This window comes from Mesorhizobium sp. M0408 (genome assembly GCF_040321495.1).
In the GTDB taxonomy this organism is placed as follows: domain Bacteria; phylum Pseudomonadota; class Alphaproteobacteria; order Rhizobiales; family Rhizobiaceae; genus Mesorhizobium.
This window is the reverse complement of sequence record NZ_JAMYRO010000026.1, coordinates 64,296-90,348: the sequence shown is the minus strand read 5'-3', so window position 1 is coordinate 90,348 and position 26,053 is coordinate 64,296. Positions and strand designations below refer to the sequence as shown.

The window sequence follows — 26,053 nt, the reverse complement described above, 5'->3', positions numbered from 1 at the left end:
GGCAGCATGGCGACTACGTACAATGTGGGAGACTGGTGCGCCATGCTCCGCGATGCCGGTCCAGACATTCGGCGCGCCAAGCCGAAGCCCGCATGGCGCCGGACGAGCGCCTGGCGTTGCCGGGATGATGTACGCGCGGTCCCGGCGGGTTCGACCCGATAGGCTTGATCCGGCCCCGCCCCAACTCCACTTGTATGAACGGCCGGGGCCGGCCCTTTTCGAAACCAGCCCACCGCCGCGTGACGTTGTGCAGGATGATCGTCTTGACCCGTCTCGCATCTGAAACGGGTGCAAGCCTGCCGACATCCCGGCTGCTTGGTCATCCAACCTGGCTGCGAGGCATCGCCACCGTGGGGGGTGATCCGGCGGCATTGCGGATGTGGCTGGCGATGGCGGCCTGAGTTCTTGTCCATCTGCCGCATAGCGGGTGGTCAGGTGCTGGTCGCGTTTCCGGCGAGCCGAAGCATTTGTCTCTCAAGGTCACCCTTTGGAAATCCAGCACCAGCGGCTTGTCGGGACAAGATAGATGCTATTGGGATTGGGCCGCCGCAGCCGAGAGCATCGCTTCTCCCATCCCATTGACGCCTCGGGCATTCAGCATTTCACCAGCGTTCTGAATGTCGCGCACCTCTTTGTTCTGGCTGAGTTTTGATTTACCAACCAGGCCGGTGATCTCGATCTCCAGGGCGACGATCGCCTTAACCATCGTGTCAATGAAGTCCTTCGGCGCGTCGCCCATCTTCCACGGGGCAGGCTGCGAGGCTTCATGCATGTGAGTGAGCTTCGCCACGTTACGGCGCACATAGCGCTCATCATCCCGGACAGTAATGCGTCCGTGGGCGTGGACGACGAGATAGTTCCACGTCGGCACCTGCTTATGGAATTCATGCTTGCTTGGATACCAGTTCGGCGAGATGTAAGCGTCGGCCGCACGGAAGAAAACGAGGACTTCATCGCCATTGGCAACTTCCTCCCAGACTCGATTTTTGCGTGCAACATGGCAATTGAGGAGGCCTTTGTCTCCCTTCGAGCGGTCAAGCTCGAAGGGAATGTGGTTCGCGTCGAGTGTGCCTTTGCTGTGGGTGACCAGGATACCGAGCGGATGTCTCTCGATTAGGTCAAACAGGGTGTTCTGATCGGGGACGGCAAAATGGGGCGGAACGTACAACGGTGGATCTCCTGTCGCGAATGGGCGGTCGTTAGCGAGCGGCGGTGTCTTGCGGAACGGGCCCGGGCATCTTTGTTGCCGGCGAAGAGGGCCCCGGATCTCGCTGTCCACCACGCTCAAGAACTGCCATCGAGAAGTGGGCAGGCAGATCAGATGCCGCCGCGTATGAGTGCGGTTGGTCAGTGACAAGCCGCACGCTCTCGCCTTGGCTCAAAATTACTGCGTGGGTACCCACCACGACACTTAGGGACCCCTGAGTCACCGAGATCAGCTCGCGCGTATCCGGACTATGAGCATCTGCGGAAAACACGTCGCCCGGCATAATGGCCCAGCTCCACAGTTCGAACATCGTTCGTCCCGAGATCGATGAATGAAGTTGTGCAAAGCTTCCTTTAGCGCTTGTCCAAAGCGTTCTCGTCTCTGTCCGCTCAATAGGAAGGCGAACTGTGGAAGGATGGTCATTCAACAAATCGGCCACCGAAAGCGAAAACGCCGCCGCCAGTCGGCAAAGTATGCCGATGCTGGGGTTCGCCTTGCCTTGCTCCAGCGTGACGACCGTTCCCTTGGATAAGCCGCTCAGTTTTGCCAGTCGATCCAGGGTCAGGTTTTGGTCGCGCCTCAATTGTCGGATCCGAACCGCTATCGCTTGGCCAAGCACCCGCTCGGGGTCCAACGCTGTCGTAACATCGGTCATTATATTGACTTAGTGCCTCGGCTCACTTATTACGGTCAATATAATGACCGGCCTGAAATTGTGCAACTGCCCTGTTAGCGAGGAAATGACCGATGCGTTTTGAAACGAAGGCGATCCATTGCGGCCGAGCTGTCGACGCTTCCACGGGGGCGGTGTCCCTGCCGCTGCACACCAGCACGACGTTCCAACGTAGCGTCGACGGCTCGTTTCCTTCCGGATTCGAATACACCCGGGATGGAAATCCGACACGCAACGCGTTCGAAATGGCCATTGCCGCGCTCGAGGGCGGAGAAGATGGCATTGCCTTCGCGTCGGGCATGGCTGCAATCGCTGCAGTCTTTGAGAGCCATCCGTCGACGGGTCGGATCGTTCTGCCGGATGACATGTATTTCGGCATTCGTTCGCTGATTGACGAGACCGACATTGGGTCTCGCTTCGACTTTGCGGCCGTCGACATGCGCGATCTGGATGCCGTGCGCGCCGCGGTCACGTCGAAGCGGACTGGCCTCGTCTGGGTCGAGACGCCGTCAAACCCGATGATCCGCGTTGTTGACATCTCGGCCATCTGCAAAATCGCGCACGAGGCTGGCGCCTTGGCCGTAGTGGACAACACGTGGGCAACTCCAGTGCTTCAACGGCCCCTCGAAGTTGGGGCGGACGCGGTCATGCACTCGGCGACAAAGTACATCGGCGGCCACTCGGACTTGATGGCGGGCGTCGTCATTGTCCCGCACTCGTCACCCCTCGGTCGCCCACTGCGGATGGTCCAGAGACACAAGGGCAGCGTCGCAGCGCCATTCGACTGTTGGCTGGCATTGCGGGGCCTGCAGACATTGTCGGTACGCATGCGCGCGCATTGCGAAGGCGCCCAGAAGGTTGCTGAGGCTTTGGCGTCTCATCCGCGTGTCGAAAAAGTACTTTTTCCTGGCCTGCAAACTGATCCGGGACACGATCTCGCTAAGCGGCAAATGAGCCATTACGGAGCGATGCTATCCTTTATCGTCAAAGGCGGAGCCGATGCTGCGATGGCCGTGGCCGGCCGCCTCGAGGTTATTGCCAGGGCGACAAGCCTTGGCGGGACGCACTCTCTGATTGAGCATCGCGCATCCGTCGAGGGTGCCAAGTCCAAGGCGCCAGGCGGATTACTGCGAATGTCAGTGGGACTTGAGCATCCTCAGGACATTATCGATGATCTGATGCAGGCCCTAGGCGGAACCTTCAAAGCGGCAGCCGAATGACGCGGGTGCAAGAACTCTGGCAGCGCTTTACGTGGCGGCTGGCGCAGCAATGCGGCCTGCTACGGCTGGGCGCCTAGATCAGGCAAAGCATCTTCGACGATGCTTAGATTTCGATCAAAAATCTCGGTGTCGGATGCGTTGGCGCGGAGAGACCGCACCTTGTTCAGGATCGCCGCAACCGCCGCTTCAGGCCTGCGATGCGGCTCGACCTTTTCGAGGAAACCGCCGGTATCAGCTCGGCGATCTTCTTGCGCGCGTCGAAACGGTCGAGACCGTCGAGCTCGTCCCAGACCGCCTGGCGCTCCGGCGTCACCTCCAGCCCGGCGAGAAAGTCGTCATTGTCCGTGAGGGTGACCGCCGCATTGACGGTAAGGATGTTGACCGCCGGCAGCCGGTGGCGCTTGTCGCGGCGGTGGATCTGATTTTGCATCAGCTGGCGCTCGACCACCATCTGCGTGGCGATGCCGGCATGGTCCATGCCCGGCTGCCACAAGACGTTCTTGCCGCGCATGCGCTCGAAGCGCACCAGAATGTCCTGCAGCGTGTTGTTGAGCGCATGACCCATATGCAGCAAGCCGGTGACATTCGGCGGCGGTATGACGATGGTGAAGGCTTCAGCCCCTTCCTCGGCGCCTGCGCCGGCACGAAACGTCTTTTCAAGCGAATTATGTTTTTTTGCATAGACCAACGAGTTGAACGGCGGCCCCATAAATCGCCGATGTGATAGGTCGGGCAAAGGTGTCCACCAGCTCGTACTTGTCAAGACGATGCCACCCTTGATCTTGCACCCGCCTCCGATACCAGCGATCCGCTGCGTCGTATGCTCATGCCTGTCAGGATGGGATGGGCGCTGCTAGCACCGTGGCAGTTTGACAACCCGGCCATCGGGGCGGTAGCACCGTACAAGGCCAAGAGTCGCAGGGCAGACCGCACCCATCGGGCTGCGCGACCCAGACCAGCCGACGCCCAACTGGCACACTCATCGCGCATCAGCACCGTGGATGCGACATCTACTTTGTTGCGAGCGCGATATCGGAACTTGGTTGTGACGCAGCTGTGCGTAAGCGCACCGCTGTCAGCAAGTGAGTGAGCGAAAGAACTACGTGGTGGAGGTGAGAAGTCATGCGGCGTCAAGATTCCCCGCCCTTTGCGGCAAACACACTGATCCCTCTTCAGAATCCGGTCTTTCGTTCGATCTGGACAGCCACGCAGATATCCAGCCTTGGCTGGCTGGTGCAGAGCGTGGCTATAAGCTGGCTTATGGCAACGATTTCAGCCTCCGATCTGATGGTTGCGCTCGTGCAGGCTGCATCGACACTGCCCGCCTTCTTCTTGTCGATCCTTGCTGGAGCGATTGCAGACAGCTTCAGCCGCCGCGGCGTGATGCTTGCCGGACATTGCCTGATCGCACTGGCATCCACGGCGCTGGCTCTCTCTGTTGGGCTGGGCTTTGTCAGTCCATGGCTGATCTTGGGACTGAGTTTCTTGGCGGGATGCGGCTTTGCCTTGAATGATCCAGCCTGGCACGCCTCGGTCGGCGACATCCTGGAAAAGCGCGACATACCCGCTGCAGTGACGCTGATGTCGGTGGGGTACAACGTGGTTCGGAGCATAGGACCGGCGCTGGGCGGTGTAATTTTGGCTTTGCTGGGCCCCCTTACGGCTTTCGCCTTCGCTGCGCTGACCGACCTGGTCCCATTGAGCGCTGTCCTGCGCTCCAAGTGGCAAGTTCGTTCTTCGCCTCTTCCGCGCGAGCGGATGACGACGGCCATTCATGATGGCATGCGCTTCACGGACTCCTCGGAGATCAGAGTGGCGATCGTGCGTGCAACCCTGTTCGGGCTGTCAAGCATCTCGATCCTTGCTCTGCTCCCCCTCGTGGTTCGCGACCAACTGGCGGGCGGGCCAATTGTTTACGGCGTCCTGTTAGCCGGCTTCGGCACAGGCGCCTTCATCGCGGGCATTGGCAATAGCTACTTGCGACGCATCACGTCCCAAGATCGATTGATCACGCTCGCGTCCGTTGCTTGCGCAACGTGTTGCCTTTTACTGGCTCTCACATCATCGGTGGCCGTAGCAGCGATCGCGCTTGCAATCGCTGGCGCAGGCTGGGTTGTCACCTGGACCGGAACCGACGTGTGTGTGCAGTTGGCAAGCCCAAGGTGGGTCGTTGGTCGCACCCTGTCGATCTATTACGCCCTGACCTACGGCGGCATGGCAGCGGGCAGCTGGATCTGGGGTGCTGTCGCGCAGTACTATTCCCTGACGTGGGCTTTGGAAGGTGCTGCAGCGGCGCTGTTGCTGGTTGCAGCTGTGGGAAAGCTATTGCCGGTACGGCTATGGGAGGAATCGGATCAAGGGGCCTTCGACTTCAGGCCACCAGAACTGGCCCTCGATTTGAAGCCCAGGAGCGGCCCGATCGTGATCAAGGTGGAGTACTCGATCCCCGAGGAGAATATCGAGGAATTTCTGAGCTGCATGCGCGAAAGGCGGCGCGTTCAGAGCCGTGCCGGTGCGCGGGACTGGACCCTCCAGCGCGATCTTCAGAACTCGACTCTTTGGACCGAGACATTCCGCACGCCGACATGGACGGACTATCTTCGTCTAAACCATCGGCTAACGGTGACTGACAGGGAGGTAGGCGAGCGCCTTGCCGCTCTGCAGGTCGGTGATTCTCCTCCTCGTCTCTCACTTTCGATCGAGCGGTCGACAAGCCCTGCCCCCGGCAGCCAAGTCCAGCCTGTGCCCTTTGTATCGCGCCCGTAAGGAAACCAGTAACTTTTCTGGGCTCGGACACGGGAATGGCCGAGACCTACTCCTTCTTTCGTCGGGTCAGCCCGGATTGCCATACCTTGCGGCCGGTTAGGCGAGCATGAGGATTTGTGTGGCACGTATGTCCACCACGGGCCCATGTCCAGCCCCACCGCCTCTGCCATCAGATCGGCTTGGGCACGGGTTCAGGTCGCCTGTCCCCCTGCATCGCGGCGAGCAGGGGGGAGCAAGGGGGGCGGAGGGGTCTCCCCGGTCTGCACGGAGCGAAGCGGGCAGACGGAGGAATCCGCCAGCGGCGGCTTGCAGGGAGAGGGCCGCGCGCCTCTTTCCCCTCCCTGACAAAACGTGCCGCCAAGCACGTTCACGTCGGCGCAGCCGTGCCGCAGAGGCGGCCGCAACAAAGAAGCCCTACAAGGCGGAAGCATCGAAATGTCCGCCAGCGGGACCAATTCAGTTCGGTGCTGGAGAAAGCGGTTCAACAGGGCGGCCGTAGGAGCACCAGCATAGCGCCGCCGTCAGGCGCGATGCGGACCGACAGCCCCGAGAAGGGCGCTGATTGATCGATCGGGTCGCGCCGCCCGGCCCGGTCAAGGCCAAAAAAATTCGTCGCGGCTGAGCGCCCACTCCGGCTTCTGCCAAATATTCGTCGGCGGGTTCGCAGCACCGCGGGCGCACGGGTGAGCTCGTGGGTAGGAGTGCGGATGGAAGTAGGCGATGCATCGTCACCAGCACCTCAGATTGTGTGAGGTCCACGGCTCGCTCGTTTCCGCCGACGGCGGCGCGGCGGGCGTCGATATACGCAGGGCGGGTCCGTCGCCTTGGCCTCAGTTTCGCGGCAATGGCAAGCCCCGGTCCGCGCGGCGCCGAGTTGGGCGGAAAGATCGACGGCGCGCAACGCGGGGCTCCTACGCGACGAGCAGGTTTTTCCCCCGGTCTGAACCCGGCCTCGACTCCAGATGCCGCAATGACCGTCGCGGCCCGGCGCGATTGATCGGGTCTCATGCCCAAAGCTGCCTCGGTGCCCAGTAGCGGCACCGCATGGCCCCACCCAGGCGCTGCGCCAGAAAAGCGTCGGCGAGCCAGCATCCGACGGTGCGTTCGAAGCGATCTCATTCGGCGGCCATGATCGCGCACGTCACCATGCCGCAGCGGAAAGCTGCCGAAGCTCGTCTGGCCAGGTCGCTGACCGCCTCGTCGTCGCGGGCGACGACCGAAATCTTCCCCACCGCAGCGAGGTTTCTCCCGCTAGAAGATCCTCAGCGGGATAGGCTGCCAGTTCACGCCCGGTCAACAGCATCCGGCCCGCGGGGGTCGACCTTGTCTCCCGGTCGTGTGAGCAGAAGAACATCACGAAGTGCGGCTTCATCCTCGACGCCGCGAGCCTGCTTCGCCGTACCACGGCCGCCGAAAGCCCTAGGCGCTGTCACCAGGCGCCAGCCCACCTCTCTAGCTGGCGGACTATCTCATCGAGCGCGCCGAGGGCCGCACCGTCAGTGATTGCAATGTCCTCAATGCGCCGCAACTGTTTGGGTCCGGGGCAGCCCTGCGCAACCAGGCCGGCACCGCCGCGTCGGCGCGGCTTCCGTGGCACCGGGAAGAGTGCCGTGGTGGCGCAGGAGGGTTTTGGCTCAGAATCATGGAACACGATGAATCATCGCGGCGCTTTTTGTAGAGCGAACGATAAGTCTTGCACGACCAGCCATTTATCCCTCGCGAGATCAATGCCGCGGGCAATTAGCAGGCGAACTCCGTCCGGACTGAGTACCTGTTTCAACGCGGGCAAAAGAAGTTGTGTAGCCATGTCACGAAATGCTTGGTCCGCTTCTCTGCCGGCCGATGGTCCATGAAATCCCCTCTGCACGCACGACGCCGGAAACCTCCTTGCCGATATGATGCTCAAGCACCGGCCGCCATGGCACCAGCGTGAACTCGCGCGATTTCTCGATGACAGCGTATTTTCCGCCGGCGAGCTCGACGGAGCGGCGGAGCGTGCCTTCTATTCGATCGCCACTCTGGGCTTCAGAATAGGGCAGACCGAGTTCGTTCGACAACTGGCCGGCCACGCGGTTCAACTCGCGTTGGCGCAGCATCGAAAGCATGTTCGCGCGATAGATGACCCGATCCTGCTCTTCCCGAGCAAGACCTTGCGCAATCAGCCACTGCCGTCGGCGGCCTTGCGCCTCTCGGACATCGCGGCCGAAACCAGAGCTGTGCAAGGCCTCCGGTGTCTCGGAAACCAGCTCTCGATCGAGCCAGGTGGCGCCGTCGAAGCTGACTTGGCTCTCCAGCAGCATTGATGAGAGCTTGTCGACGACAACAGGCTCGGCCCTCGCTCGCTGACGCTCGTAGCCCGCGACGCGGTCGAGATGGTCCGGCGCGATAGTCCATGTACCGTCCGGCTCGCGCTCGACACCACCGGTCGCCCGGCGGATCGCCTCCAGTCGCCGCACGTGCGTTTCGGCAAAGCGTTCGGTGGCCGACGGGTCATGCTTGAGATGGATATCGATGCTGTAGCGCCCGTCATGGGCCGTGGCGATCTCGGCAATTGTGCGGTCGACTTGCCTTGGCCCGGTGTCCCTCGGCGTGACCCGCACTATGCAGCCCTCTGGCGCCGGTTGGGTGGCCTCGCCTTTGCCGATATCGACATAGTGGCTTTTGCCGTCCACGCCGTCGACGACGAGGTAATGGCGGTCATTGATTTCGTCGGCCAGGCCGCGCGCAACGATGCGGCCGACGACAGGCTGCCTCTGCTCTGCAGATCGATCATGGATAACATAGTCGGCGGCACTGCGGGCGAGCCCCTTGCCGGTCAGTTCGCGGTGCATGGTCTTGATGATGTCGCCCCGCTCGCCGATGCGGCGCAGCGTCGCTTCAAGCTCGCCATCAAGGCGCCAGCGGCCCGAGCCGACTTCCTCAGCCAGACCCATCCGCTCGAGCTTGCGCAGGCGGCCCTGGTGCAGCGTCTGGCGAAACGTATCTCGGCTGGCCGGTGAGACATGCCCCTCATGGTCGCGGATGCGGAGCAGCTGCCGATCGATGCTGGTGAAGCGTTCCCGCTCCATTTCCTGGCGCAGGCGTTGCTCGATCTCGCGGTCCGTTCTCGGGCCAAGGTCGAGGCTGACCAGCTCGGCCGCCCGTTCACGGATACCAGACGAGATGTAGTCTCGCGCGATGACAAGATTTTCGCCGCGGTCGTCCTTGCCGCGGACGATAATATGGGTATGCGGATGACCAGTGTTGAAATGATCGACGGCCACCCAGTCGAGCCTAGTGCCGAGGTCTTCTTCCATCTGCGCCATGAGGCGCCGCGTGAGCGGCTTCAGGTCATCATACTCGATGCCGTCTTCAGGGGCGACGATGAAGCGGAACTGATGCCGGTCGCCATCGGCACGATCGATGAAGGCCTTGCCATCGACGCGGTCGCTGTCGGCGCTATAGAGCTCGCCAGGCTCGCCTTCGCGGGTCACGCCGTCGCGCTGGAGGTAGCGAAGGTGTGCACGTGCCCCGTCAACACCCTTGCCGGCCAGCTTGACGATACGGGCCTTGACGACGGCGCGCCGCTGCCGAAACGCCGCGTGGGGGTCGCGCGCTCTGAGAACGGCGGCAGCAGCCCCGCCGCGCCCCGCCCGGCTTCCGATGAAGCGGCCACGGCGACCGCTGCCGCCGCCGGCTCGGTTGATCGCGGCGCGGATCTGGCCGGCGAAACGCTTGCCTGCCTTCGAGCCCCGCGATCCGATTTTGCCCAGGCTCGGCTTGAACTCTTCATCCTGCATTGAGCCTCCTAGCAATCTTAAGCAATATCAGAGGTTTGTCGGCTGCAGCTCTCCTGACGCTGAAGGCAGCCTCCGTGGAAAACGATGTGCAGACAAAGACTTCGCCGCCTCCAGGAGGCGATGCCTTTATCTTGCCTTCCGCGGACCTGCCTCCCTGCCTCCCTGCCCCGCCCGACCCAGGATACCCCTGCCCTCACCTGCGATCCGGCCGGCCTGACCTTGCTCGCTCCGATCCGAGCGGCACCACGATTTGGCCATTCGGATCGGTCGCGGAAACACCGTTTCGCAGGAAAAACAGCGACTGCCCGGACGGGATTTCCGGCGCTTTTCCGGAACGGGATTTGCCGGTGAACGCGTCCATGTCGGCGGCCGAGATCCCCGCCGCCTTGAGCTGTTCCAGATACAAAACCGTCTCGCTGGGCAGCGGTCGCCCACGCTGCAAATGCTGTTCGTAGCGGTCCGGCCCAGCGTTATAGGCGGCAAACAGGCCGGGAAAGCCGAAGCGGTCATACATGGCGCGCAGATAGGCAGTGCCTCCCAGAATGTTGTCGCGAGGGTCGTGCGGATCGGCCCCCAGGCCAAGCTCTGCGCGCATCTCCTCGTAGGTGCCGGGCATCACCTGCATGAGGCCAATGGCGCCGGCGTGTGACGCGATCGGCCGTCCGTCCAGCATTGTCTGCCCCCGGCTTTCGGCATCCATGACGGCATAAATCCAGGGCTGTGGAATGCTGAAACGCCGGCTTGCCTCAGCTACGTAGTGCTGCCATTTTGCCAGCTGCGGACCACGGGAGATGTCGGCCGGCTGAGCGTCGGTCGCGGCGGAACAGGCGCATGGCGCTATCGCGACCATGCCGAGCATCAGGAGGGTTACTCGGTCCATAGCGGCACGAGCCTCCCGGCAATATTTTCGGTCGGCACCGGCCCGAAATAGCGGCTGTCGAAGGAGCGATCTTTATCGCTGCCGAGCAGGAAAACCTCGTCGGCGGCGAGCTTGCGGCAGGCATTCCACCAAGGCAGCGGACGGTGCTGCGTGTCGGCTGCCAGCCGGCGCGCGACAATCTCGGCCCCGATGATGATGGCGTCGCCGAAGGCGCAGACATGCTCGCCAGGCAGCGCGGCAAGGCGCTTGACCAGCGGCACATTGCTGGGCAGATAGAAGCGTTCGGCGGCGAGATCGGCGACCGGTTTTGGCGGGCGCACGAGCACCAGATCGCCACGAGCCGGTGATCCGGACGCGAGGCGATAGAGGCCGACCGGCGCACTGGCCGAGGCATTCCAGACCAGCCAGGGCGATGGGTTGTCGAAAGCGGCGAAGCCGATCAGGCTGAGGCCTATCGTGGCCACGGCGATCGTCTTGCGCGCCCGAATGCGCCGCAGATGGCTGCCGATCAGACGGATGGTGGGACGCCGGCTCATGAGCGGCCTCCCTCACCGGCCGAGCCGGAATCGTGCCCGCCATTCTCGGGCCTGGTCTCCTGCGCGCGCCCCTTCGACCAGTCGTCGAGCTCGTCGATGTGATAGCGGACATAGCGGCCGTGCTTGCGGAATTGCGGGCCACCGCCTTTGAGCCGCATCTTCTCCAGCGTGCGCTGGGACAGCCCGATATAGAAGGCGGCCTGCGCGGTGTTGAGAAACGGACTGCCCTTCTTGGCGCGGGCCGCGCGTTCGTTTTCGTCGTCCATGATGGTCCTCGTTTCGCTACGGACAAGCGAAGGCGAGGATCGGCGAGCGAGATCGTTTTGGGGACGGGCGAAGAGTGGGGGGCGAGTTTTCGCCGCCCCTTCTTGAGAAGAGCCCCGCGCCGGCTGCGGCGCGGGGCTCGAGGCTGGCGGTTCAGTCGACGGGGTTCCAGATGATGGCGTATGTGTCGTCGTCATCCTGGCCGGCGGCGCGGCCGAGATTGGCGTAGAGCTTGCGCGGACCGAACTCCGGGGCGGCAATCGACAGGCTCACATAGTCCTTGCCGGAGGTCTCGCCGGTGCGGATCCAGCCGGCCCCTACTTCGACCCCTTGCGTCAGCACCCGGAAGTCGGGATGGGTGTCGGCGCTCTTTGCCTGATTGGGCACGATGTCGATGTCGGCGCGGACGCTAAGCGTCTTGAGCTGGCCCTTGTAGCCGCCGTTTTCCTGTTTGGTAACGTATCCGATCGCGGTCATTTTCAGTCTCCTTTGGTGCTCGCAGGGGACCATTCCCCTGCGATGGCGGACCGTGATGGGCGCGTCCGGACCGCCGGAACCGGGACGGCCGCAGCGATAGCGAAGGACCCGAGCGGGCAGCTTTTTTGAAGCGAAGCGGCGCGAGGAAGCCGCCGCAGGCGGCGGGGAAAAAAGCTGCTGGCGAGGGTTTCGGGCGGGCCGGATCCGCCCATAGGTCGTCAAGCCAGCCGCAGGGGAATGGTCCCTGAGACACATGGAGACAGGTGGCGCGATCGGCGGCACAACGAGCAGGCGGCATTACAGGGCGCCGGCTGCGCGGGCTCTGTCGGCAACCCGATCGGACAATTGGCCCATGCGCGGAGCGCCTCGGCAAGCAACCCGGCGCGGTGCAGGGCTGCCGAAATGGGGGCGAGTTGGCGTCGGGATTTCTCGCGCAAGGCACTGGCTCGACAAGACGACCAATCGGCAGCCGGCGCGGCCCGGAGCGGCGCGCGCGATCTGAGCGGCGGCACTCGAGAGAACCGCCGCTCGGGCCCTGATCGATTATTCGCGGACGAACAGCGGCTGTACCTGTGTCCACTGATCGGCGGTGCGGAAGCCACCGCGGCTGGTGTAGCTTTCGGCCGGGAATTTCATCCAGCGCGGCAGCCAGGTCTCGACCCTGAGGCGGCCATTCTCGCCCGCCAGGAAGTCGCGGATGATCTTCTTTTGCGTCTTGACCTTCTCGGCGACATTGCCGTCCGCGACCAGCTTGCCGCCGACATCGGCGAGCATCGAATTGGCGATTTCCTTGTCGCGCAAGAGGTCGAAGAAGGCATCGTCCGGTTGCCACCAGGTGCCCATATCGACGTTCAGATGGTTGCCGAGCGCCTCGATGACGGCGCTGCCGGCTGCAAGCGTCTCGGCCATGACAAGGGTGAGAACGCGCATGACATCGTCGTCGCAGAGCGCCAAGAGGCGCGCGAAGACGCCGGCGATAGCAAAGGCGTCGCCATCGCCGCCGGCGACCACGCCATCCTCATCCGGTGATCCGAGCAGGGCCAACACTTCGCGCCGTTTTTTGCCGAATGCAGCTTCAGCCTTGCAGCCGGCAAGGCTGGCAGTCACCGTCTCGTTGGCTGCGCGCTGCGGCTCGGGGCGCACCTGCCACAGGCCGGAACCGGTGATGGCGTGCGCCACCACGAGTCGCAGCGCCACGGCGGGATGGTCGAGCATGGCCGCGCGCACGGCCGCATGGCGATGCAGATCGACATAGTTCTGCATCGGGCCGGTGAGTTCGGGGCGCGGCGGCTTGGCGGCTGTTTCTTCTTGCTCGCCGCCCTCGCGGGCGCGGCGGGCTTGCTTGCGTGACAGCCAGCCCTCGGACACTCGACCTCGCCGCGATACGTGACCGCGATGAAGACCTTGCCGCCCTTCTTCTTCGGGGTCTTCTCGTGGTCCCATGGGTAAGAAATACTGGCCCGGCTCCAGCAGCACCACCTCGCTCCAGCCGTCGTTCAGATAGGTGTCGCGTCTGGCGGCAATCGCTTCGTTCTGCTTTTGCCAGAACAGGTCGGCATCGGCGAAATAGCTGTCCTCGCCGAACAGGTCCGAGGTGATCAGGCCGGGATACTCCTCGATGGCAAACAGCGCCACCTTGGTGGGAATCGACTGGCCGCCGAACAGCCATTGCTTCAATTGAAAGCCACGCGGCGCGTATTGATCGGGATCGGCAGACAGAGCCAGCCAGTCCTTCTGCTGCGCCTTGGACGCCATGGTGAGATGGCGCACCGTCTCGGTATCGATCTCCTCGCGCCGGTAGGCTTCGCGGATTTTGGGCAAGAGGTCGCCAAGCGCCAGAATGCGTTTGACCTTCAGGTCAGTGATGCCGAAGGTCGCTGCGATATCGGGAACGGTGCGGCCTTGCCTGACGAGCCGCGGAAACGTCTCCCATTGCGAGACTTCGTCAGGATCGAGGCGGGCGAGGTTTTCGATCAGCGAGGCTTCCAGCGCATCGGCGTCGTCACCGTCCTCCATGACGGCGCAGGGCAAGGGATCGCCTTCGCCGCGCTCGTCGGCAAGCGATTTCGCGGCGAAATAGCGCCGCCTGCCGGCAACGATCTCGAAGGTTTCCGGCTGGCCGTTGGGCCGCACAAGGAGAGGCACCAGCACGCCGCGCGCGCGCACGGACGGCAGGATGTCGGATATGTCGGGCGCGCGTTTTCCATGGCGCATGTTGAGCGCGGAAATGTTGAGCTGATCTAGGGGGATGTGGGCAAGCTGCATGGTTACTCTCCTTCGCTTTGGTTGAGGGTGTCCCGGCCGCAGAGGCCGAAGGCCGGCGCGGCGGGACGGTTTTTGCGCCTATCGGCGCTGCTGTTCCGCCGTGTCGGGCGGAAGCTCGGAATGGGGCTTTGAAAGGGCGTCTGCTGCCTGCCGCAGAAGTCGCTCGGCCTCGGTGATGTGGCCGCAAATGCGGGCGGCTTCGGCATAGGCGGAGACCGGATAGCGCGCCTGGAAATGCAGGTCGCGCTCGATGCCGAGGCCAAGCGGACCTTTTACGGATGCAAGCTCGGCCAGACTGACGCTGCCGAGTTCGGGGAAGCCGAAGCCGAGATCGCAAAGGCCGAACAGCGTGTCGCCATCGGCGTCGAGTTCGCTCAGAAGCCACGTGGCGGCACCTGTGGGATTAAACAGTTTCACAACGGGAAAATGGTCGATGTCGGCGTCGGCGGCGCTATTGGCGAGCAGTCGTGCGCGCAGTGGATCGGTGATCAGGATCATGGAAAGACTCCTTGTCAGAACAGGTCGAGTTGATTTCTGCTGGCTTCATCGAAGAGGCCGATATCGAGCGGCTTTTGCGCCGCGCGCGGACACATCGGCGCGTCCATCAGGAGGGTGAGCCGATCGCGCGTGGTGATCGGCCGAACGCCGGGAATGAGCAGCTGCTCGCCTTGCGGCGTCGGCTCGGTCGCGGTCAGTTGAGGATCGCGCATCGTCATGCCGCAATCCCTTCCTGCGCCTCGCCTTCGGCATCGGCCTGAAGGCCAAGCAGGAAATCGGCGGCCTTGGAGGCAAGACTGGCGGCACGGAAGATCGCGCGGTTGTCCTCGCGCAGCACCTTCAGCCATGAGCCGATGTAATCGGCATGACGCACGGCCGGCTCGATACCGAGATTGCTGCAGACGAAGGCGGCAGTGATTTCGGCGACCAATTCTTCACGCGCGTAAGCCTTGGAGCCGAACGAGCCGGAGAGGTCGCGAGCAAGCCGCGTCGGGTGGCCGGTCCAGTGGCCAAGCTCGTGAAAGCAGGTCCGGTAATAGTCGATCTGGTGATGGAACGCCGGCTGCGGCGGCACCTGAATGTGGTCGCTGCCCGGCATGTAGAAAGCGCGATCGCCGCCGACCCTGAAATCCGCACCGCTGGCGCGAATGAGCGTCTCGGCCTGCGGCACGATCTCGCACTGAGGCAGCGGCTCGGCGGCGGCATAGAGGTCTTCCGGAAGATTATCGCACTGCGCGACATTGAAGACGGTGAAGCGCTTCAAAAAAGGCACGGCCTGTGGTTCATCGCCCTCGTGGCGTGCGCGCTCCTTCTCGTCCTTGGGGACAAAGCGGTCGGCATGCACGATGGTCGTGCCGCGCTCGCCCTTCCTGACATTGCCGCCAAGCACGAGCGCCTGCCGGAAGGTGAGCCAGTTCTGGCTGGGATAGCTGCGCTCGATCACCGCGCCCCACAGGATGAGGATATTGATTCCGGAATAGGTGCGCCCAGAGGATGCATTCCTCGGCAGGCCAAGGCCTGCCTTTGCCCTGCCCCATGGCTTGACCCATGGCACGGTGCCGCGCTCCAGTTCGGCAATGATGCGGTCGGTGATCTCCTGATAAAGGCTGGCGCCGGGGCGCCCGCCCTTGCCTGCGCCAGCCTCTGTGCTGGCACAACGCTTGCTGTTTGCATGCATCGTCTTATCCTCCGCTCGCCAATCGCCGCGCCTTTCCCCGGAAGCGGGGTGGGCGGCGAGTCGCGACCGGAAAGGCCCGCCGTGGGAGGCGGACCGCATCCGAAGGACCGGAACGAAGAGGAGGACCCTGAGCGGCACGCGAAGGGTTGCGGGATGCCGCGGCGGGCCTAGAAGGGAGTGCCGCCCACCCCGCGCCACCGGGAAAGGCCAACAGACAAACCGCGCCGCCCGCAAGGACGGCGGCCGTCTCAGCCCGAAGGGCTGCCCACGCCAAGGGGCGAAGCCGAATGGCCGAGACCGCCTGAGCTTGCCGAAGAAAAGCGGGCTCGGTTCACGAGCACCTGGTGCGCGTCGTCAGGCGCGCGGGCGCCCGCCAGGACGGCAGGCTGGACAGATTTTTCGAACGGATCGCGATAAATACTTCAAATGAATGCTGCACCGAAAACATGTGCGATGCAGCATTTTCGCAAGCATTTACCACGGACGCTCAGACCCGAGACTTCCGCCACCCAGCCTTGCGCGCGGCTTCCTCCGAACAAAACCAGCGCTCGCCTTTCAACAGGTTGATGCGCGTCTCCCAGTAATATTCCTGTCCGGGAACATGATAGATGCGCTCGCCCGTGTTGTAGCTGATATTGGCTTTGATGTTGCAGCCGAGAGCGGCAGGGCCGATTTCGAAGGCAAGAAAGCCAGCCAGGATTGTTCCACCAGCAACGATCTTTGCCCACAACGGAACATCCTTCGAACGATGGCGCTCGCCATACCTGCGACGGTTGTACCGATTGTCTTGATAGCGATGGTTGCCCACGCCCCTTCTCCCCGAAGAGAGAATGCGACGTTTGCAGCCTGGAGTCTATAAGTCTGGTCTAATTCACCGGTCCTGTTCCGAACCATTGAATGAACGGCGCATCCTTACCGGTGATATCCTTCACCGTCTTCAACAGCGCTTCATGGGTGCGTTGGAGAGCCCGGTAATGGTTGCTGGTAGGTGATAGAAGCGGCTGGACGATGCTCTGGTGCAGCCGTTCTGCCTCCGCGAGAAAGCGCTCGATTTCAGCCTGTGAAAGCTGCTTGGAAAGTTTGGTCCTAGCCATTGCGATCTCCGTTGAGGAATCGCCCCACCTAGGATTATCATCCTATATCGGCATGGCTTGGTAAAGACCCACCCGCAGCGGAATGGCAGCTTGCCGAAGAAAAGCACGCTCGGTTCACGGTACCGGCGCGAGCCGTTAGACGCGCAGGCGCCCGTTAGCCCGCAGGCTGGACAGAATCTCGCACGGATCAGCGTCAAGCGCCGCAGTTAAGTCGAGAAACTCGATGACATCGAGACGCCGCTCTCCACCCTCGTACTTGGCCACGAAGGATTGGGGACGATCAAGCTTCTCGGCCACCTGCGCCTGAGTCAGGCCTTTGGCCTTGCGCAGGGAAACCAGCTGGGCCAGAAACCGCTGGTGGCGGGGCGAGCGAAGAGATTTGGGCATGTAGGCGAACCGGTCGGGTAAAGACCGGATCAGCGACTAATCCCGGTTTCGGATTATCCCATTTTGGGATATGCTGCGTTGCATCCAGCGCTCAACAGCCGAGGCTCGCAACAGGCATGAATCGATCAATGGGAACAGATGAGACTCGAAACTCAACTCTGTGCGACGAAGTCCCCTGGTCGGAGAACCTGACGGCCTACGATAGGCAGCATTTCACGATCTACCTGCGGATCCTGGATGCCTGCGCCGACAATGCCAGCGAAGAGGAGATGGCCGATCTCATTCTAGGCATCGACCCGGCCCTTGAACCGGTCCGCGCCCGCAAGGCTCTTCGCAGCCATATCGACCGGGCGAACTGGATGGTCACGACCGGCTACAAGGAACTGTTCGCCGGCTGACGCACAGCACGGATTGTCATGCTCTTCAAACAAGGAAGTTCAGATACCCGTCACTCATGAGCGCACGGCCGCGAGAGACGGCGCGGCGGGAGCGGTCACAACTGGTTCGCGTGCTGTTTGACTGCCATTTCCAATGCTTGGCTCAGAGGCACAGCCTTGGAGAACAGGAAGCCTTGAGCGGTTCGGCAGCCAAGCTTGTGCAGGGTTTGCCGATCCGCCTCTGTTTCGACGCCCTCGGCCATGACCTCGATCCCGAGCATGTTACCGAGATCGATGACCGATTTGACAAGCAGTCGGTCCTCTCGGGACTTGGCCAAGCCGCGAATGAAGCCCTGGTCTATTTTGACCTTGCGTATCCGACTGTCCTTGAGAGATGCCAACGTAGAAAAGCCGGTGCCGAAGTCATCGAGCGCGATGGAAATGCCCGCATGTGAAAGCCGTCCGAGCTTTTCATCCACTCTGTCCGGGTCAACCGGGGATTCTTCGGTAATCTCGATCTCGAACATCGTTGCAGGGAGACCTCTTGCCGCCAGACCATCCAGAACCATGTCGTCGATATCGCCGGCTTCCAGTTCGCGCGGTGAAACATTCATCGCCACACGGAGATCACGACAGTCAGCTTTCACCAAGCCGTCGATAAAAGCACAACAGTCGGCGAATACGGTTTGCGTCAGCAGCTGAAGCATTCCGGTTTCGCGTGCAGCTGTGATGATTTCGGGTGGAGAGATGGCACCATGAGTCGGATGGGACCACCTCAGCAAGGCTTCAAAGCCGACCACGGCCTCGGTGTCGAGTTTCACGATCGGCTGGAACCAAGGTTGCAAGCTTCTCGTCTTTATCGCCGAATGAAGGTCCCGTTCGACGGACTGGCGGCGTTGCAGTTCCCTGTCGAGTTCGGCATCGAACAGGCAAAATTCGTTCCTGCCACGACGCTTGGCCGTATAAAGGGCGATATCCGCCCGCAACAACATTTCGGTCAGGCCCGGGCTTTCCGCCAGGTATATTCCTATTGATGCCCCGACCCGGACGGACGCGACCTCGATATAGGGGCGGGCAATTTTGGCTATGATATTGGAGGCGAGATCACTGGCAGAAAGCGAAACCCTCGTTGAGGGAAAAAACAGCACGAATTCATCGCCGCCGATACGAGCGAGCGTTGAGCCTTCCGGTGCTTCCTCCTCTATGCGGCGGGCGATCCTGACAAGCAGTTCATCACCGGTCCTGTGACCGTAGGTATCGTTGACGGATTTGAACCCGTCCAGGTCAACCAGCATTGCCACGAAGGGGCCATCCGCGGTCTCGAACCGTCCGATAGCGTCTTCGAGGCCACGCCTGTTGAGAAGGGCCGTCAGGTGGTCCTGCCTGGAACTGGCCTTCATCTCCGCCGCAAGCCGCTCGGCCTCATGCCTCAGGCGGCTCGCTTCGCGGAACCGTGCTTGCCCAACAAACGAAGCTCGAACCAAGCCGCCCATGAAGAGCAGAACGGTAAAAGCCAGAATGTAGTCTTCAAAATTGCCTTTCGCCAAAAGGCAACCCACCGTGATGAGGAGCGGAGGTGTGATGAAGTTGGTCGCCGCCGCGGCATACGAACTGCCGTATGTAACCGCACCAGCGGAAATGCCCGCCAGAATGACCAGATGCAGCGGTGCTTGAGGTGTCGTGTATCCAACAGTCAGGACGGCCAGGAAGGACCAGGCAAACCCTGCCAGAAGAGCAAGGATGCCAAACCAGCGAAGCCGCGGCAAAACCCCCACTAAACCGTCATGGCGCCCCGTTTCCTTTAGCTGATAACGCGCGAGTGCAACGCGGGCGGCATTTATCGCATTGACGACCAGGAACCAGATTGCAGCGGCAAAGCCGCTGCCAGAAAGGGCGTGCACCGCCCAAATCAGGCCTGACAGGATAGCGCTTATCGGCATCGACACGAAGAGACCGGTCCTCAGGTCAGCAAGCTGATCCTGACGGATTTTGGCCTCCAGCGTGTCTTCTTTCTTCGGGGCCATGGACGGACCAGCTTGCTCCCATCGTTGTTCGCGAGGACAAGCTACGCAAGCCCGCTGAAGGACGGGTTAACTATCCAGCAGGGATAGCCAGTGCGCTCACCATGGCTTCGGGTCGCAGGTCTGCTCTGAGGATTGCCGGCTGATCATCAAGGTCTCGTCCGCGCGCGTTTCTTGATCCGAATCATGCCAGGATCGGCAACGTCAGAGACAAAAGGAAGCCGGGCCGAGATAGCGTTCCAGAGCGGCAGCGCTGCCAGCGATTCACCGCCTGAGCATGGCCGAAATGCCATGGCGGATAAAGGGAAGATATTGGGCAAAGCGAAGCCCCGCATGTCTTGCAAGCCGTGCCGTCGGGTGCTCGCCTGAGTAGAGAGCGACAAGTACATTCGTAGCATGATAGAGCGGTGCCGCCGACAGACGCAGCCGGCTTTCGTATCTGCCGAGCATGTCAGGATCAGCAATGTCGCGGCGCTCACGACATGCCGCCAGGATTCCATCGGCGAGTTGCTTCTGGCCGCTGAGGCCGATGTTGAAGCCATGCGCGGTCACCGGGTGCATGCCGAGGGCAGCATCGCCGATCAGTGCCGCACTCGGAGCCCAGAACTTGTGCGCCCAGGTCGTGACCAGCGGATAGGCATGGCGGGTGCTTGCCAAGGTCATCTCTCCGAGGCGTCCTCGACAACGGTTCGTCAATTCCATCAGGAACAAATCGTCGTCGAGAGCAAGCAGTCTGTCGGCCTCGTTTGAGCGCAACGTGAGAAGCAGCGACGACACGCCTTCCATGAGCGGCAACATCGCTATCGTCTGATAGTGATCGAACCATTCGACCGCGATCTGGTGATGGGCGCGCTCGTGCCTCACCCGGCAAATCAGCATGGAGTTGCCAAGCCGATTGATGTCGGCCCCAATGCCGAGCAGGTCGCGCGTCGCGGACAGACGCGAATCCGCTGCAACGAGCAGCCGAGCGGCCAATTGCCTGCCATCACAGAGCCTTATGACTGCTTCTTTGTGGCTGGTTGTTGCATTGACGACCGAGCGGCCGCACAGCAGCTGGGCATGATCCTGGAAGTGGACAAGCTTGAACAGGGCGTCGCGGATCCGAAAATTTGGGACCAGAATTCCGAGTGGTTCCCCAGATCCGCTGGGAGAGTCGAAGCTCAGGGCGAAAGGGCTCGATCCGTTGAGCACGCGCGCGCCTTGTAGCGGTGATTTGTCCGAAGCGGGGATGGCATCCCAGGCGCCGAGCTCGCGAAGGATTCCAACCGATGCGTGGGTCAGCGCGATCTCGCGACCGTCGAAAGCCGGATTCGCCAGGCTTTCGAGCGACTGCCGTTCAACCACTGCCACCTTGAGTCGGCTCTGGGCAAGCGACGCGGCGAAGGAAAGTCCGACCGGCCCGGCTCCGACCACAATAACGTCGAATCTATCGACAGAGCCGGCCATCAGCGTGCCGCCATTGCGTCGGCTATCTGCGACGAAGGGCACTGGAACGCATCGCAATCGATCCACGGTTTGCGGCTCATCTCCCCAAGCGTCTCCACGCGACCTAACCGTCCGTTAGACATCCGTTCTCCGTTCAAAAATGCTCAATGAAACCATGCCGATGAAGAGATAACCCTGATGTGGATCAACCAGGCTCGATAAACGCGGCAACGGCGGGTTCACGGTCGACTGGTCGATCGCCACGCCATGGTCTGGTCAGGTCATCATGAAATGGCCGGCTTCCCGTTCGGTGCGGCCCTTTCCTGGCCGAAAGTTCGGCAACGTATTCTGGCTGATCCGTTCGCACCCGTCGCGCGCCGAAATCGGCATGACGCGAAGCAACCGCGGAAAATATTCGAGCGAGTCCTCGCAGGGCAGGCTGGGTCAACTGCGTGGCTCGTCGCGGTCGATCAGGATCCGCTCGGCGGCGCCATCGAGATCTTCATATTGGCCGCTCCTCAAGGCCCACAGGAACCCCGCCAGCCCAAGCGCTCCGAGGAACAGGGCCACAGGTATGAGGTAGGCGAGCGTCGTCATGAGGATTGTGCCAGTGCGCCAATGTCGGAGCGCCTGTCATGTCGGGCATCTTGCACCGATGCATTTGACACGAAACCTTGCAGGCGTAGCGCATTGCCGATGACCAGGAGGGACGAGGCGGACATCGCGACCGCCGCGATCAGTGGCGTAACGTGCCCCAGAATGGCGACCGGCACGGCGATGCCATTGTAAACGATCGCGATGGCGATGTTCTGCCGGATCAGCCGTCCGGCCTTCCGCGAAATGTCTAAAGCAAGTGGGACCGCCAGAAGACTTTTACGCAGGAACACGAAATCCGCGGCGTTGCGACCGATATCCGCCGCCGTGGCCGGAGCTATCGAAACGTGTGCGGCGCCCAATGCAGGCGTGTCGTTGAGCCCATCGCCGACCATCAGCACCTTGTGGCCAGTTCGCGTCAATGCTTCGACGTGTTCGACCTTCCCGGAGGGAAGCAACGCGGGAACGAAGCGCTCGACGCCCAGTGCTTCCGCGACTTCGCCGCAGGCAGCTTCTGTGTCGCCCGACAGCATCTCCACCGACACGCCGGCGCCGTTCAGTTGCTCGATGGCCGCCTTGGCATCGGCACGCAGCTCATCCTCGAAATCGAAAGTCGCGACAATGACCCCGTCCTTCGTCAAAACGGTTCCGCCATAGCCTTGTTTGCCTTCGCCGACGGTGCGGGCTTTCCACTCACCCCATCCGCGGCGACCCAGCCGCCAGGTACTGCCCTCGGCGATGGCTTCGATGCCGAAGCCCGGATGCTCGCTGACGGACGCGAGTTTCGGCTGGCCGGCAAAGGCTGCATTGCCAGCGATTGCCTTCGAAAAGGGATGGCGGGAATGCGCTGCCATCTCGGCCGCCATGGCGAGCATCGTCGGATCGATGGACGGCGCATTGATCAGCCTGGGCAGTCCGAGCGTAAGCGTGCCGGTTTTGTCGAACAATGCCGTGTCGATCCCCGCCAGGCGCTCCATGGCGGAGCCGTCCCTGACCATGACGCCGCTTTCAAACAGCCGCCGCGCAGCGACCACCTGCACGATCGGCACGGCGAGACCGAGCGCACACGGGCATGTAATGATCAAAACGGCGATCGCGATTGTTATTGCCCGGTGCCAGTCGCCGGTCGCCGCCATCCAGCCGAGGAACGTCACAAAGGCGGTGAGGTGGACCACGGGGGCATAGAGCGCGGAGACGCGATCGGCGATCCTGCGATGGCGGGCGCGGCCGCCCTCTGCCGCTTCCATCAGCCGAACCATTTCGGCCAGGAATGAATCCTTCGCGGCGTCCGTCGCCTCGATGGTCAGCGGACCGGTGAGATTGAGTGTACCGGCCTGGACCTGCGCCCCCGGGCCCACCGTTCTGGGCGTGCTTTCCCCGGAAACCAGGGAACAGTCGAGATCCGACGCCCCGCCAATGATCCTGCCGTCGATGGGCATCCTCTCGCCGGCCGCGATCAAGAGCTCCATTCCTGGTTCGATCTCGCCAACCGGCAAGTAGTCGCGCGAACCATCCTCGCGCAGCACCATGGCGCCGCGCGCCGCCAGCCGAGCCAGTCCGTTTACGGCCGTCCGTGCTCGTTCCCGCATCACGTGATCCAGCGTGCGGCCGATCAGCAGAAAGAACAGCAGCGACACCGACGCGTCGAAATAAGCATGGTCGCCATGGTTGATCGTCTCGTAGAGGCTCATGGCGTAAGCGAGCGATACCCCGACCGCGATCGGCACGTCCATGTTCATGCGGCTGTGGCGTAGCGCATTCCAGGCCGAGCGAAAATAGATGCCGCCGGCGAAAGCGAGCACAGGAATGGCAATCAAGGCCGAGACCCAATGGAACAGGTCGCGGGTCGCGCCTTGCGCGCCGGACCAGACGGAGACTGATAGCAGCATGATGTTGCCCGCCGCAAAGCCGGCGACCGCGACGGCGCGGATCAGTTCCGAGAGCGTCTTGTCCTTCCCGTCAGCCTCGGGATCGAACAGGTGCGCGCCATAGCCCAGCCGTCCAAGTGTGGCGACGAATGGCGGAACCTCCTCGCCGCGCCACCGGACCGAAACACGTTTCGTCGAAAGATTGACACGAGCGCCTTCGACGCGATCTAGCTTGCCGATCGCCGTCTCGATCGTCTGGATGCAGGCGGCACAATGCACAGCCGGCACCGAGAGGTCGGTCTGGCGAAGATTTTCGCCAATCGAGCGGCTCGCCAGTCTGATTTCCTGGCCAGAAGGCAGGACCAGTGTGACCTTTTCCAGGTCCAATGCCATTTGGGCGCCTGGCGCGCAGCAGCTCATTGCAGCGCCCCGTGGGAAATCATGATCCGGCGAACGTCGCGATAGGGTTCCGCAAGGCTCGCATCGGCGTCGATTTCGACGATCCAGAGGCCATCCTTGGGCGTGTGGTGCGCGGCGAATATCTGACCGGAGGCAGCCTCAAGAGTGACGGATTTGTCCTCGGCCTCGTAGGCGGGATGACGGAACAGCACCTTGACGCCATGCAAGGCAACCGGCTTGCCGACAGCATCGGTGAGGCTGTAGCGGACCTCACCGCCTGCGATGGTCAGTTTGCCAGTCCAGCCGAGGGCCGCCTGAGCTCGCCCTTGCTCGGCCTTTTTGTTGAATTGCTGGCTCGCCACATAGGTGTTTTCGACGACAAGGCCGGTCCAGCTCGTGTTGGCGAGCGTCGCCATCGTCAGATTGACCGCTATGACCACGCCGAAGAAGCCAAGGATGGTGAACAGCATATGCCTGCCGGTGAATTCGCGGGATTGTCGCGAGGTGTCGCTCATCTGGCGCTCTCCGGTGCGTTGAAAGTGGCCGTATATTCGTCCGACTCGAACGTTGCCTTGTTTTCGACCCGGAACTTGAAGCTTTGCGCTGCACCCCGAACCTGATCTGCCGGCTGACGCACGAAAACCTTGAGCATCTTCAGCCGGTCGGGTTCGACCGGGACGGCGAAGGAGCGATCCGCCGGCAGGTCGATGCCGACAACGCTTATTTCGGCTCCATGCAGGCCCTGCATCGTGACAATGATCGTTCTTGGTTCGGGGATCATGTTGAGCAGCTTGACGGTGTAGCCGTTGCGGATCGAACCGTCGGACAGCGTCACGAACTGCGGGTTGCGATCGTGCAGGACATTCAATTCGAGCCGTTCGCGGGTCAGCAGCGAATAGAGCAGCGCGAGACCGACCGCCGACCAGACGCCCATGTAGATGAAGGTGCGCGGGCGAAAGATCTTGCGAATATGGAAACGGGCCACCTTGTCGGAGAACAGGCCGTCAGCGCTCCTGACCAGTGACGGGTTGACTGAACCGGAGCCGCCCGGGGTCGCCAGCATCACATTGGCGTTGTAGTCGGCCAGCGTCGCATAGGAAATCAGTCCGCGCTCCCTGCCGAGCTTGTCCATGATACCGTCACAGGTATCGATGCAGAGCGCGCAGGTGATGCATTCAAGCTGCTGGCCATCACGAATGTCGATCCCCATCGGGCACACCGCGACACAGGCATTGCAGTCGACGCAGTCGCCGACGGGCTGCCCGGCGGCAAGGACCCTCTTGGCGTGACGCGAGCGCGGTTCGCCGCGCCAGTCATTATAGGTGACGGTGAGGGAATTCTCGTCGAGCATGGCCGCCTGGATGCGCGGCCATGGGCACATGTAGGTGCAGACCTGCTCGCGCATCAGCCCGCCGAACGTATAGGTCGTCGCCGTCAGCACGGCGACGGTGATGTAGGCGACGGGGGCGGCGGTGCCGGTGAAGAGTTCCCCAAGCAGCATCGGCGCATCGGCGAAATAGAAAATCCAGGCGCCGCCGGTCAGCACCCCTATGACCAGCCAAATGGCGTGTTTCGATGTTCGCAGCACGAGTTTGCGGCTGGTCCAGGGACCGGCGTCGAGCTTGATGCGCGCATTGCGGTCGCCCTCGATGGCCCGCTCGACGACCAGGAACAGATCGACCCACACGGTCTGCGGGCATGTATAGCCGCACCAGGCACGACCGACAGTCGACGTGATCAGGAAAAGGCCGACACCGGCCATGACCAGCAGGCCGGCGACGTAGTAGAATTCCTGCGGCCATATCTCGATGAAGAAGAAGTAGAAGCGGCGGTTGGCAAGATCGACCAGCACGGCCTGGTCAGGGGCAAATGGCCCGCGATCCCACCGCAGCCAGGGGGTCAGGTAGTAGATCCCCAGCGTGATTGCCATCACCGACCACTTGAAGCGGCGGAAACTGCCAGAAGCCCGGTTCGGGAAGATCTTCTTGCGTCCGGCATAGAGCGGCTGACGGGTCTTGGCGGAGTTGACCGCATCGGCTTCGAGCCGTTCTATTTGCGTGTTATCGAGCACGAGAAGCTCCAGTCACCAGCGACGATTTCGCCGGAAGCCCGACCCATCGGTTTCTGGATGATGCCGAGGCCCGGC

24 protein-coding genes and 2 pseudogenes are annotated in these 26,053 nt (G+C 62.3%); 4 read left to right on the top strand and 22 right to left on the bottom strand.

The window, feature by feature from the left end; translation table 11 throughout:
* Positions 1-263 precede the first annotated feature (263 nt).
* Positions 264-401 carry a hypothetical protein gene (locus tag NKI67_RS25925; protein WP_352595047.1) on the top strand — a complete coding sequence of 46 codons (138 nt, stop codon included), beginning with the start codon at positions 264-266 and terminating at the stop codon, positions 399-401.
* A 128-nt stretch (positions 402-529) separates the two neighbouring features.
* On the opposite strand, the gene NKI67_RS25920 is transcribed toward NKI67_RS25925, so the two are convergent.
* Positions 530-1,168 carry an FMN-binding negative transcriptional regulator gene (locus NKI67_RS25920; protein ID WP_352595050.1) on the bottom strand — a complete coding sequence of 213 codons (639 nt, stop codon included), beginning with the start codon at positions 1,166-1,168 and terminating at the stop codon, positions 530-532.
* Positions 1,169-1,199: 31 nt separating this feature from the next.
* Entirely contained in the window at positions 1,200-1,862 is a 663-nt protein-coding gene (locus NKI67_RS25915; protein ID WP_023722008.1) for a helix-turn-helix domain-containing protein, read from the bottom strand.
* A 92-nt stretch (positions 1,863-1,954) separates the two neighbouring features.
* Between NKI67_RS25915 and NKI67_RS25910 the strand changes: the two genes are divergently transcribed.
* Positions 1,955-3,100 carry a trans-sulfuration enzyme family protein gene (locus tag NKI67_RS25910; protein ID WP_352647545.1) on the top strand — a complete coding sequence of 382 codons (1,146 nt, stop codon included), beginning with the start codon at positions 1,955-1,957 and terminating at the stop codon, positions 3,098-3,100.
* 418 nt (positions 3,101-3,518) lie between these two features.
* On the opposite strand, the pseudogene NKI67_RS25905 reads toward NKI67_RS25910, so the two are convergent.
* A pseudogene (locus tag NKI67_RS25905) lies at positions 3,519-3,749 on the bottom strand (class I tRNA ligase family protein); the annotation flags it as partial.
* A gap of 473 nt (positions 3,750-4,222) precedes the next feature.
* Here NKI67_RS25905 and NKI67_RS25900 point away from each other — a divergent pair.
* On the top strand, positions 4,223-5,866 hold the full coding sequence (locus NKI67_RS25900) for an MFS transporter (protein ID WP_352647542.1): 1,644 nt from the start codon (positions 4,223-4,225) through the stop codon (positions 5,864-5,866).
* 704 nt (positions 5,867-6,570) lie between these two features.
* On the opposite strand, the pseudogene NKI67_RS25895 reads toward NKI67_RS25900, so the two are convergent.
* From NKI67_RS25895 to NKI67_RS25835, 13 genes and pseudogenes are all read right to left on the bottom strand, one after another.
* Positions 6,571-6,682 (bottom strand): annotated as a pseudogene (locus tag NKI67_RS25895) (SMC-Scp complex subunit ScpB); the annotation flags it as partial.
* Between the two features lie 992 nt (positions 6,683-7,674).
* Positions 7,675-9,645, bottom strand: a complete 1,971-nt coding sequence (rlxS, locus tag NKI67_RS25890; RefSeq protein ID WP_352647541.1) for a relaxase/mobilization nuclease RlxS — start codon at positions 9,643-9,645, stop codon at positions 7,675-7,677.
* A gap of 193 nt (positions 9,646-9,838) precedes the next feature.
* A complete protein-coding gene (locus tag NKI67_RS25885; RefSeq protein WP_352647539.1) occupies positions 9,839-10,525 on the bottom strand; it encodes a lytic transglycosylase domain-containing protein in 687 nt (228 codons plus the stop codon).
* Entirely contained in the window at positions 10,513-11,061 is a 549-nt protein-coding gene (locus NKI67_RS25880) for a S26 family signal peptidase (protein WP_352647537.1), read from the bottom strand. Before NKI67_RS25880 ends, NKI67_RS25885 begins: the two co-directional genes overlap by 13 nt.
* Complete coding sequence (locus NKI67_RS25875) at positions 11,058-11,327, bottom strand: helix-turn-helix transcriptional regulator (protein ID WP_352647535.1); 270 nt, start codon at positions 11,325-11,327, stop codon at positions 11,058-11,060. Before NKI67_RS25875 ends, NKI67_RS25880 begins: the two co-directional genes overlap by 4 nt.
* 151 nt (positions 11,328-11,478) lie before the next feature.
* Entirely contained in the window at positions 11,479-11,802 is a 324-nt protein-coding gene (locus tag NKI67_RS25870; RefSeq protein ID WP_023672372.1) for a DUF736 domain-containing protein, read from the bottom strand.
* A 543-nt stretch (positions 11,803-12,345) separates the two neighbouring features.
* Positions 12,346-14,067, bottom strand: coding sequence for a ParB/RepB/Spo0J family partition protein (locus NKI67_RS25865; protein ID WP_352647533.1), 1,722 nt, complete (start codon positions 14,065-14,067; stop codon positions 12,346-12,348).
* A gap of 78 nt (positions 14,068-14,145) precedes the next feature.
* Positions 14,146-14,565: a DUF2958 domain-containing protein gene (locus NKI67_RS25860; RefSeq protein ID WP_352647531.1), complete on the bottom strand. Its 420-nt coding sequence runs from the start codon at positions 14,563-14,565 to the stop codon at positions 14,146-14,148.
* A 14-nt stretch (positions 14,566-14,579) separates the two neighbouring features.
* Positions 14,580-14,783, bottom strand: coding sequence for a hypothetical protein (locus NKI67_RS25855; RefSeq protein WP_352502724.1), 204 nt, complete (start codon positions 14,781-14,783; stop codon positions 14,580-14,582).
* Complete coding sequence (locus tag NKI67_RS25850; RefSeq protein WP_352647529.1) at positions 14,780-15,742, bottom strand: ArdC family protein; 963 nt, start codon at positions 15,740-15,742, stop codon at positions 14,780-14,782. The genes NKI67_RS25855 and NKI67_RS25850 overlap by 4 nt, the downstream gene beginning before the upstream one ends.
* Before the next feature lie 487 nt (positions 15,743-16,229).
* Positions 16,230-16,550 (bottom strand): sunset domain-containing protein, encoded by a 321-nt coding sequence (locus tag NKI67_RS25845; RefSeq protein ID WP_352468497.1) that lies wholly within the window; start codon positions 16,548-16,550, stop codon positions 16,230-16,232.
* Positions 16,551-16,608: 58 nt separating this feature from the next.
* Complete coding sequence (locus tag NKI67_RS25840) at positions 16,609-16,836, bottom strand: hypothetical protein (RefSeq protein WP_352453620.1); 228 nt, start codon at positions 16,834-16,836, stop codon at positions 16,609-16,611.
* A 135-nt stretch (positions 16,837-16,971) separates the two neighbouring features.
* Positions 16,972-17,223, bottom strand: coding sequence for a helix-turn-helix domain-containing protein (locus NKI67_RS25835; protein ID WP_023722035.1), 252 nt, complete (start codon positions 17,221-17,223; stop codon positions 16,972-16,974).
* 128 nt (positions 17,224-17,351) lie between these two features.
* On the opposite strand from NKI67_RS25835, the gene NKI67_RS25830 reads away from it, so the two are divergent.
* A complete protein-coding gene (locus NKI67_RS25830) occupies positions 17,352-17,621 on the top strand; it encodes a DNA -binding domain-containing protein (RefSeq protein ID WP_352453619.1) in 270 nt (89 codons plus the stop codon).
* A 95-nt stretch (positions 17,622-17,716) separates the two neighbouring features.
* On the opposite strand, the gene NKI67_RS25825 is transcribed toward NKI67_RS25830, so the two are convergent.
* The 6 genes from NKI67_RS25825 to ccoG all read right to left on the bottom strand — a co-directional run bounded on the left by NKI67_RS25825 (position 17,717) and on the right by ccoG (position 25,978).
* On the bottom strand, positions 17,717-19,624 hold the full coding sequence (locus tag NKI67_RS25825; RefSeq protein ID WP_352647526.1) for a putative bifunctional diguanylate cyclase/phosphodiesterase: 1,908 nt from the start codon (positions 19,622-19,624) through the stop codon (positions 17,717-17,719).
* A 261-nt stretch (positions 19,625-19,885) separates the two neighbouring features.
* Complete coding sequence (gene ubiM, locus NKI67_RS25820; RefSeq protein WP_352618404.1) at positions 19,886-21,067, bottom strand: 5-demethoxyubiquinol-8 5-hydroxylase UbiM; 1,182 nt, start codon at positions 21,065-21,067, stop codon at positions 19,886-19,888.
* Positions 21,068-21,490: 423 nt separating this feature from the next.
* Complete coding sequence (ccoS, locus tag NKI67_RS25815; RefSeq protein ID WP_023679633.1) at positions 21,491-21,643, bottom strand: cbb3-type cytochrome oxidase assembly protein CcoS; 153 nt, start codon at positions 21,641-21,643, stop codon at positions 21,491-21,493.
* Positions 21,640-23,928, bottom strand: coding sequence for a cation-translocating P-type ATPase (locus NKI67_RS25810; RefSeq protein WP_352647524.1), 2,289 nt, complete (start codon positions 23,926-23,928; stop codon positions 21,640-21,642). The genes ccoS and NKI67_RS25810 overlap by 4 nt, the downstream gene beginning before the upstream one ends.
* Positions 23,925-24,422 (bottom strand): FixH family protein, encoded by a 498-nt coding sequence (locus tag NKI67_RS25805; RefSeq protein WP_352474118.1) that lies wholly within the window; start codon positions 24,420-24,422, stop codon positions 23,925-23,927. Before NKI67_RS25805 ends, NKI67_RS25810 begins: the two co-directional genes overlap by 4 nt.
* Positions 24,419-25,978, bottom strand: a complete 1,560-nt coding sequence (ccoG, locus tag NKI67_RS25800; RefSeq protein ID WP_352647522.1) for a cytochrome c oxidase accessory protein CcoG — start codon at positions 25,976-25,978, stop codon at positions 24,419-24,421. The genes NKI67_RS25805 and ccoG overlap by 4 nt, the downstream gene beginning before the upstream one ends.
* Between the last annotated feature and the right edge of the window lie 75 nt (positions 25,979-26,053).

What these genes read in the sequence shown, in the direction of transcription:
- NKI67_RS25915 (WP_023722008.1), bottom strand. Translation starts at nt 1,862, where the DNA reads ATGACCGATGTTACGACAGCGTTGGACCCCGAGCGGGTGCTTGGCCAA.
- NKI67_RS25840 (WP_352453620.1), bottom strand. Translation starts at nt 16,836, where the DNA reads ATGGCTAGGACCAAACTTTCCAAGCAGCTTTCACAGGCTGAAATCGAG.
- NKI67_RS25870 (WP_023672372.1), bottom strand. Translation starts at nt 11,802, where the DNA reads ATGACCGCGATCGGATACGTTACCAAACAGGAAAACGGCGGCTACAAG.
- NKI67_RS25910 (WP_352647545.1), top strand. Translation starts at nt 1,955, where the DNA reads ATGCGTTTTGAAACGAAGGCGATCCATTGCGGCCGAGCTGTCGACGCT.
- NKI67_RS25860 (WP_352647531.1), bottom strand. Translation starts at nt 14,565, where the DNA reads ATGATCCTGATCACCGATCCACTGCGCGCACGACTGCTCGCCAATAGC.
- NKI67_RS25865 (WP_352647533.1), bottom strand. Translation starts at nt 14,067, where the DNA reads ATGCAGCTTGCCCACATCCCCCTAGATCAGCTCAACATTTCCGCGCTC.
- NKI67_RS25885 (WP_352647539.1), bottom strand. Translation starts at nt 10,525, where the DNA reads ATGGACCGAGTAACCCTCCTGATGCTCGGCATGGTCGCGATAGCGCCA.
- NKI67_RS25850 (WP_352647529.1), bottom strand. Translation starts at nt 15,742, where the DNA reads ATGCATGCAAACAGCAAGCGTTGTGCCAGCACAGAGGCTGGCGCAGGC.
- NKI67_RS25880 (WP_352647537.1), bottom strand. Translation starts at nt 11,061, where the DNA reads ATGAGCCGGCGTCCCACCATCCGTCTGATCGGCAGCCATCTGCGGCGC.
- NKI67_RS25875 (WP_352647535.1), bottom strand. Translation starts at nt 11,327, where the DNA reads ATGGACGACGAAAACGAACGCGCGGCCCGCGCCAAGAAGGGCAGTCCG.
- rlxS (WP_352647541.1), bottom strand. Translation starts at nt 9,645, where the DNA reads ATGCAGGATGAAGAGTTCAAGCCGAGCCTGGGCAAAATCGGATCGCGG.
- ubiM (WP_352618404.1), bottom strand. Translation starts at nt 21,067, where the DNA reads ATGGCCGGCTCTGTCGATAGATTCGACGTTATTGTGGTCGGAGCCGGG.
- NKI67_RS25835 (WP_023722035.1), bottom strand. Translation starts at nt 17,223, where the DNA reads ATGCCCAAATCTCTTCGCTCGCCCCGCCACCAGCGGTTTCTGGCCCAG.
- NKI67_RS25830 (WP_352453619.1), top strand. Translation starts at nt 17,352, where the DNA reads ATGGGAACAGATGAGACTCGAAACTCAACTCTGTGCGACGAAGTCCCC.
- NKI67_RS25825 (WP_352647526.1), bottom strand. Translation starts at nt 19,624, where the DNA reads ATGGCCCCGAAGAAAGAAGACACGCTGGAGGCCAAAATCCGTCAGGAT.
- NKI67_RS25900 (WP_352647542.1), top strand. Translation starts at nt 4,223, where the DNA reads ATGCGGCGTCAAGATTCCCCGCCCTTTGCGGCAAACACACTGATCCCT.
- ccoS (WP_023679633.1), bottom strand. Translation starts at nt 21,643, where the DNA reads ATGACGACGCTCGCCTACCTCATACCTGTGGCCCTGTTCCTCGGAGCG.
- NKI67_RS25810 (WP_352647524.1), bottom strand. Translation starts at nt 23,928, where the DNA reads ATGAGCTGCTGCGCGCCAGGCGCCCAAATGGCATTGGACCTGGAAAAG.
- NKI67_RS25855 (WP_352502724.1), bottom strand. Translation starts at nt 14,783, where the DNA reads ATGACGATGCGCGATCCTCAACTGACCGCGACCGAGCCGACGCCGCAA.
- NKI67_RS25805 (WP_352474118.1), bottom strand. Translation starts at nt 24,422, where the DNA reads ATGAGCGACACCTCGCGACAATCCCGCGAATTCACCGGCAGGCATATG.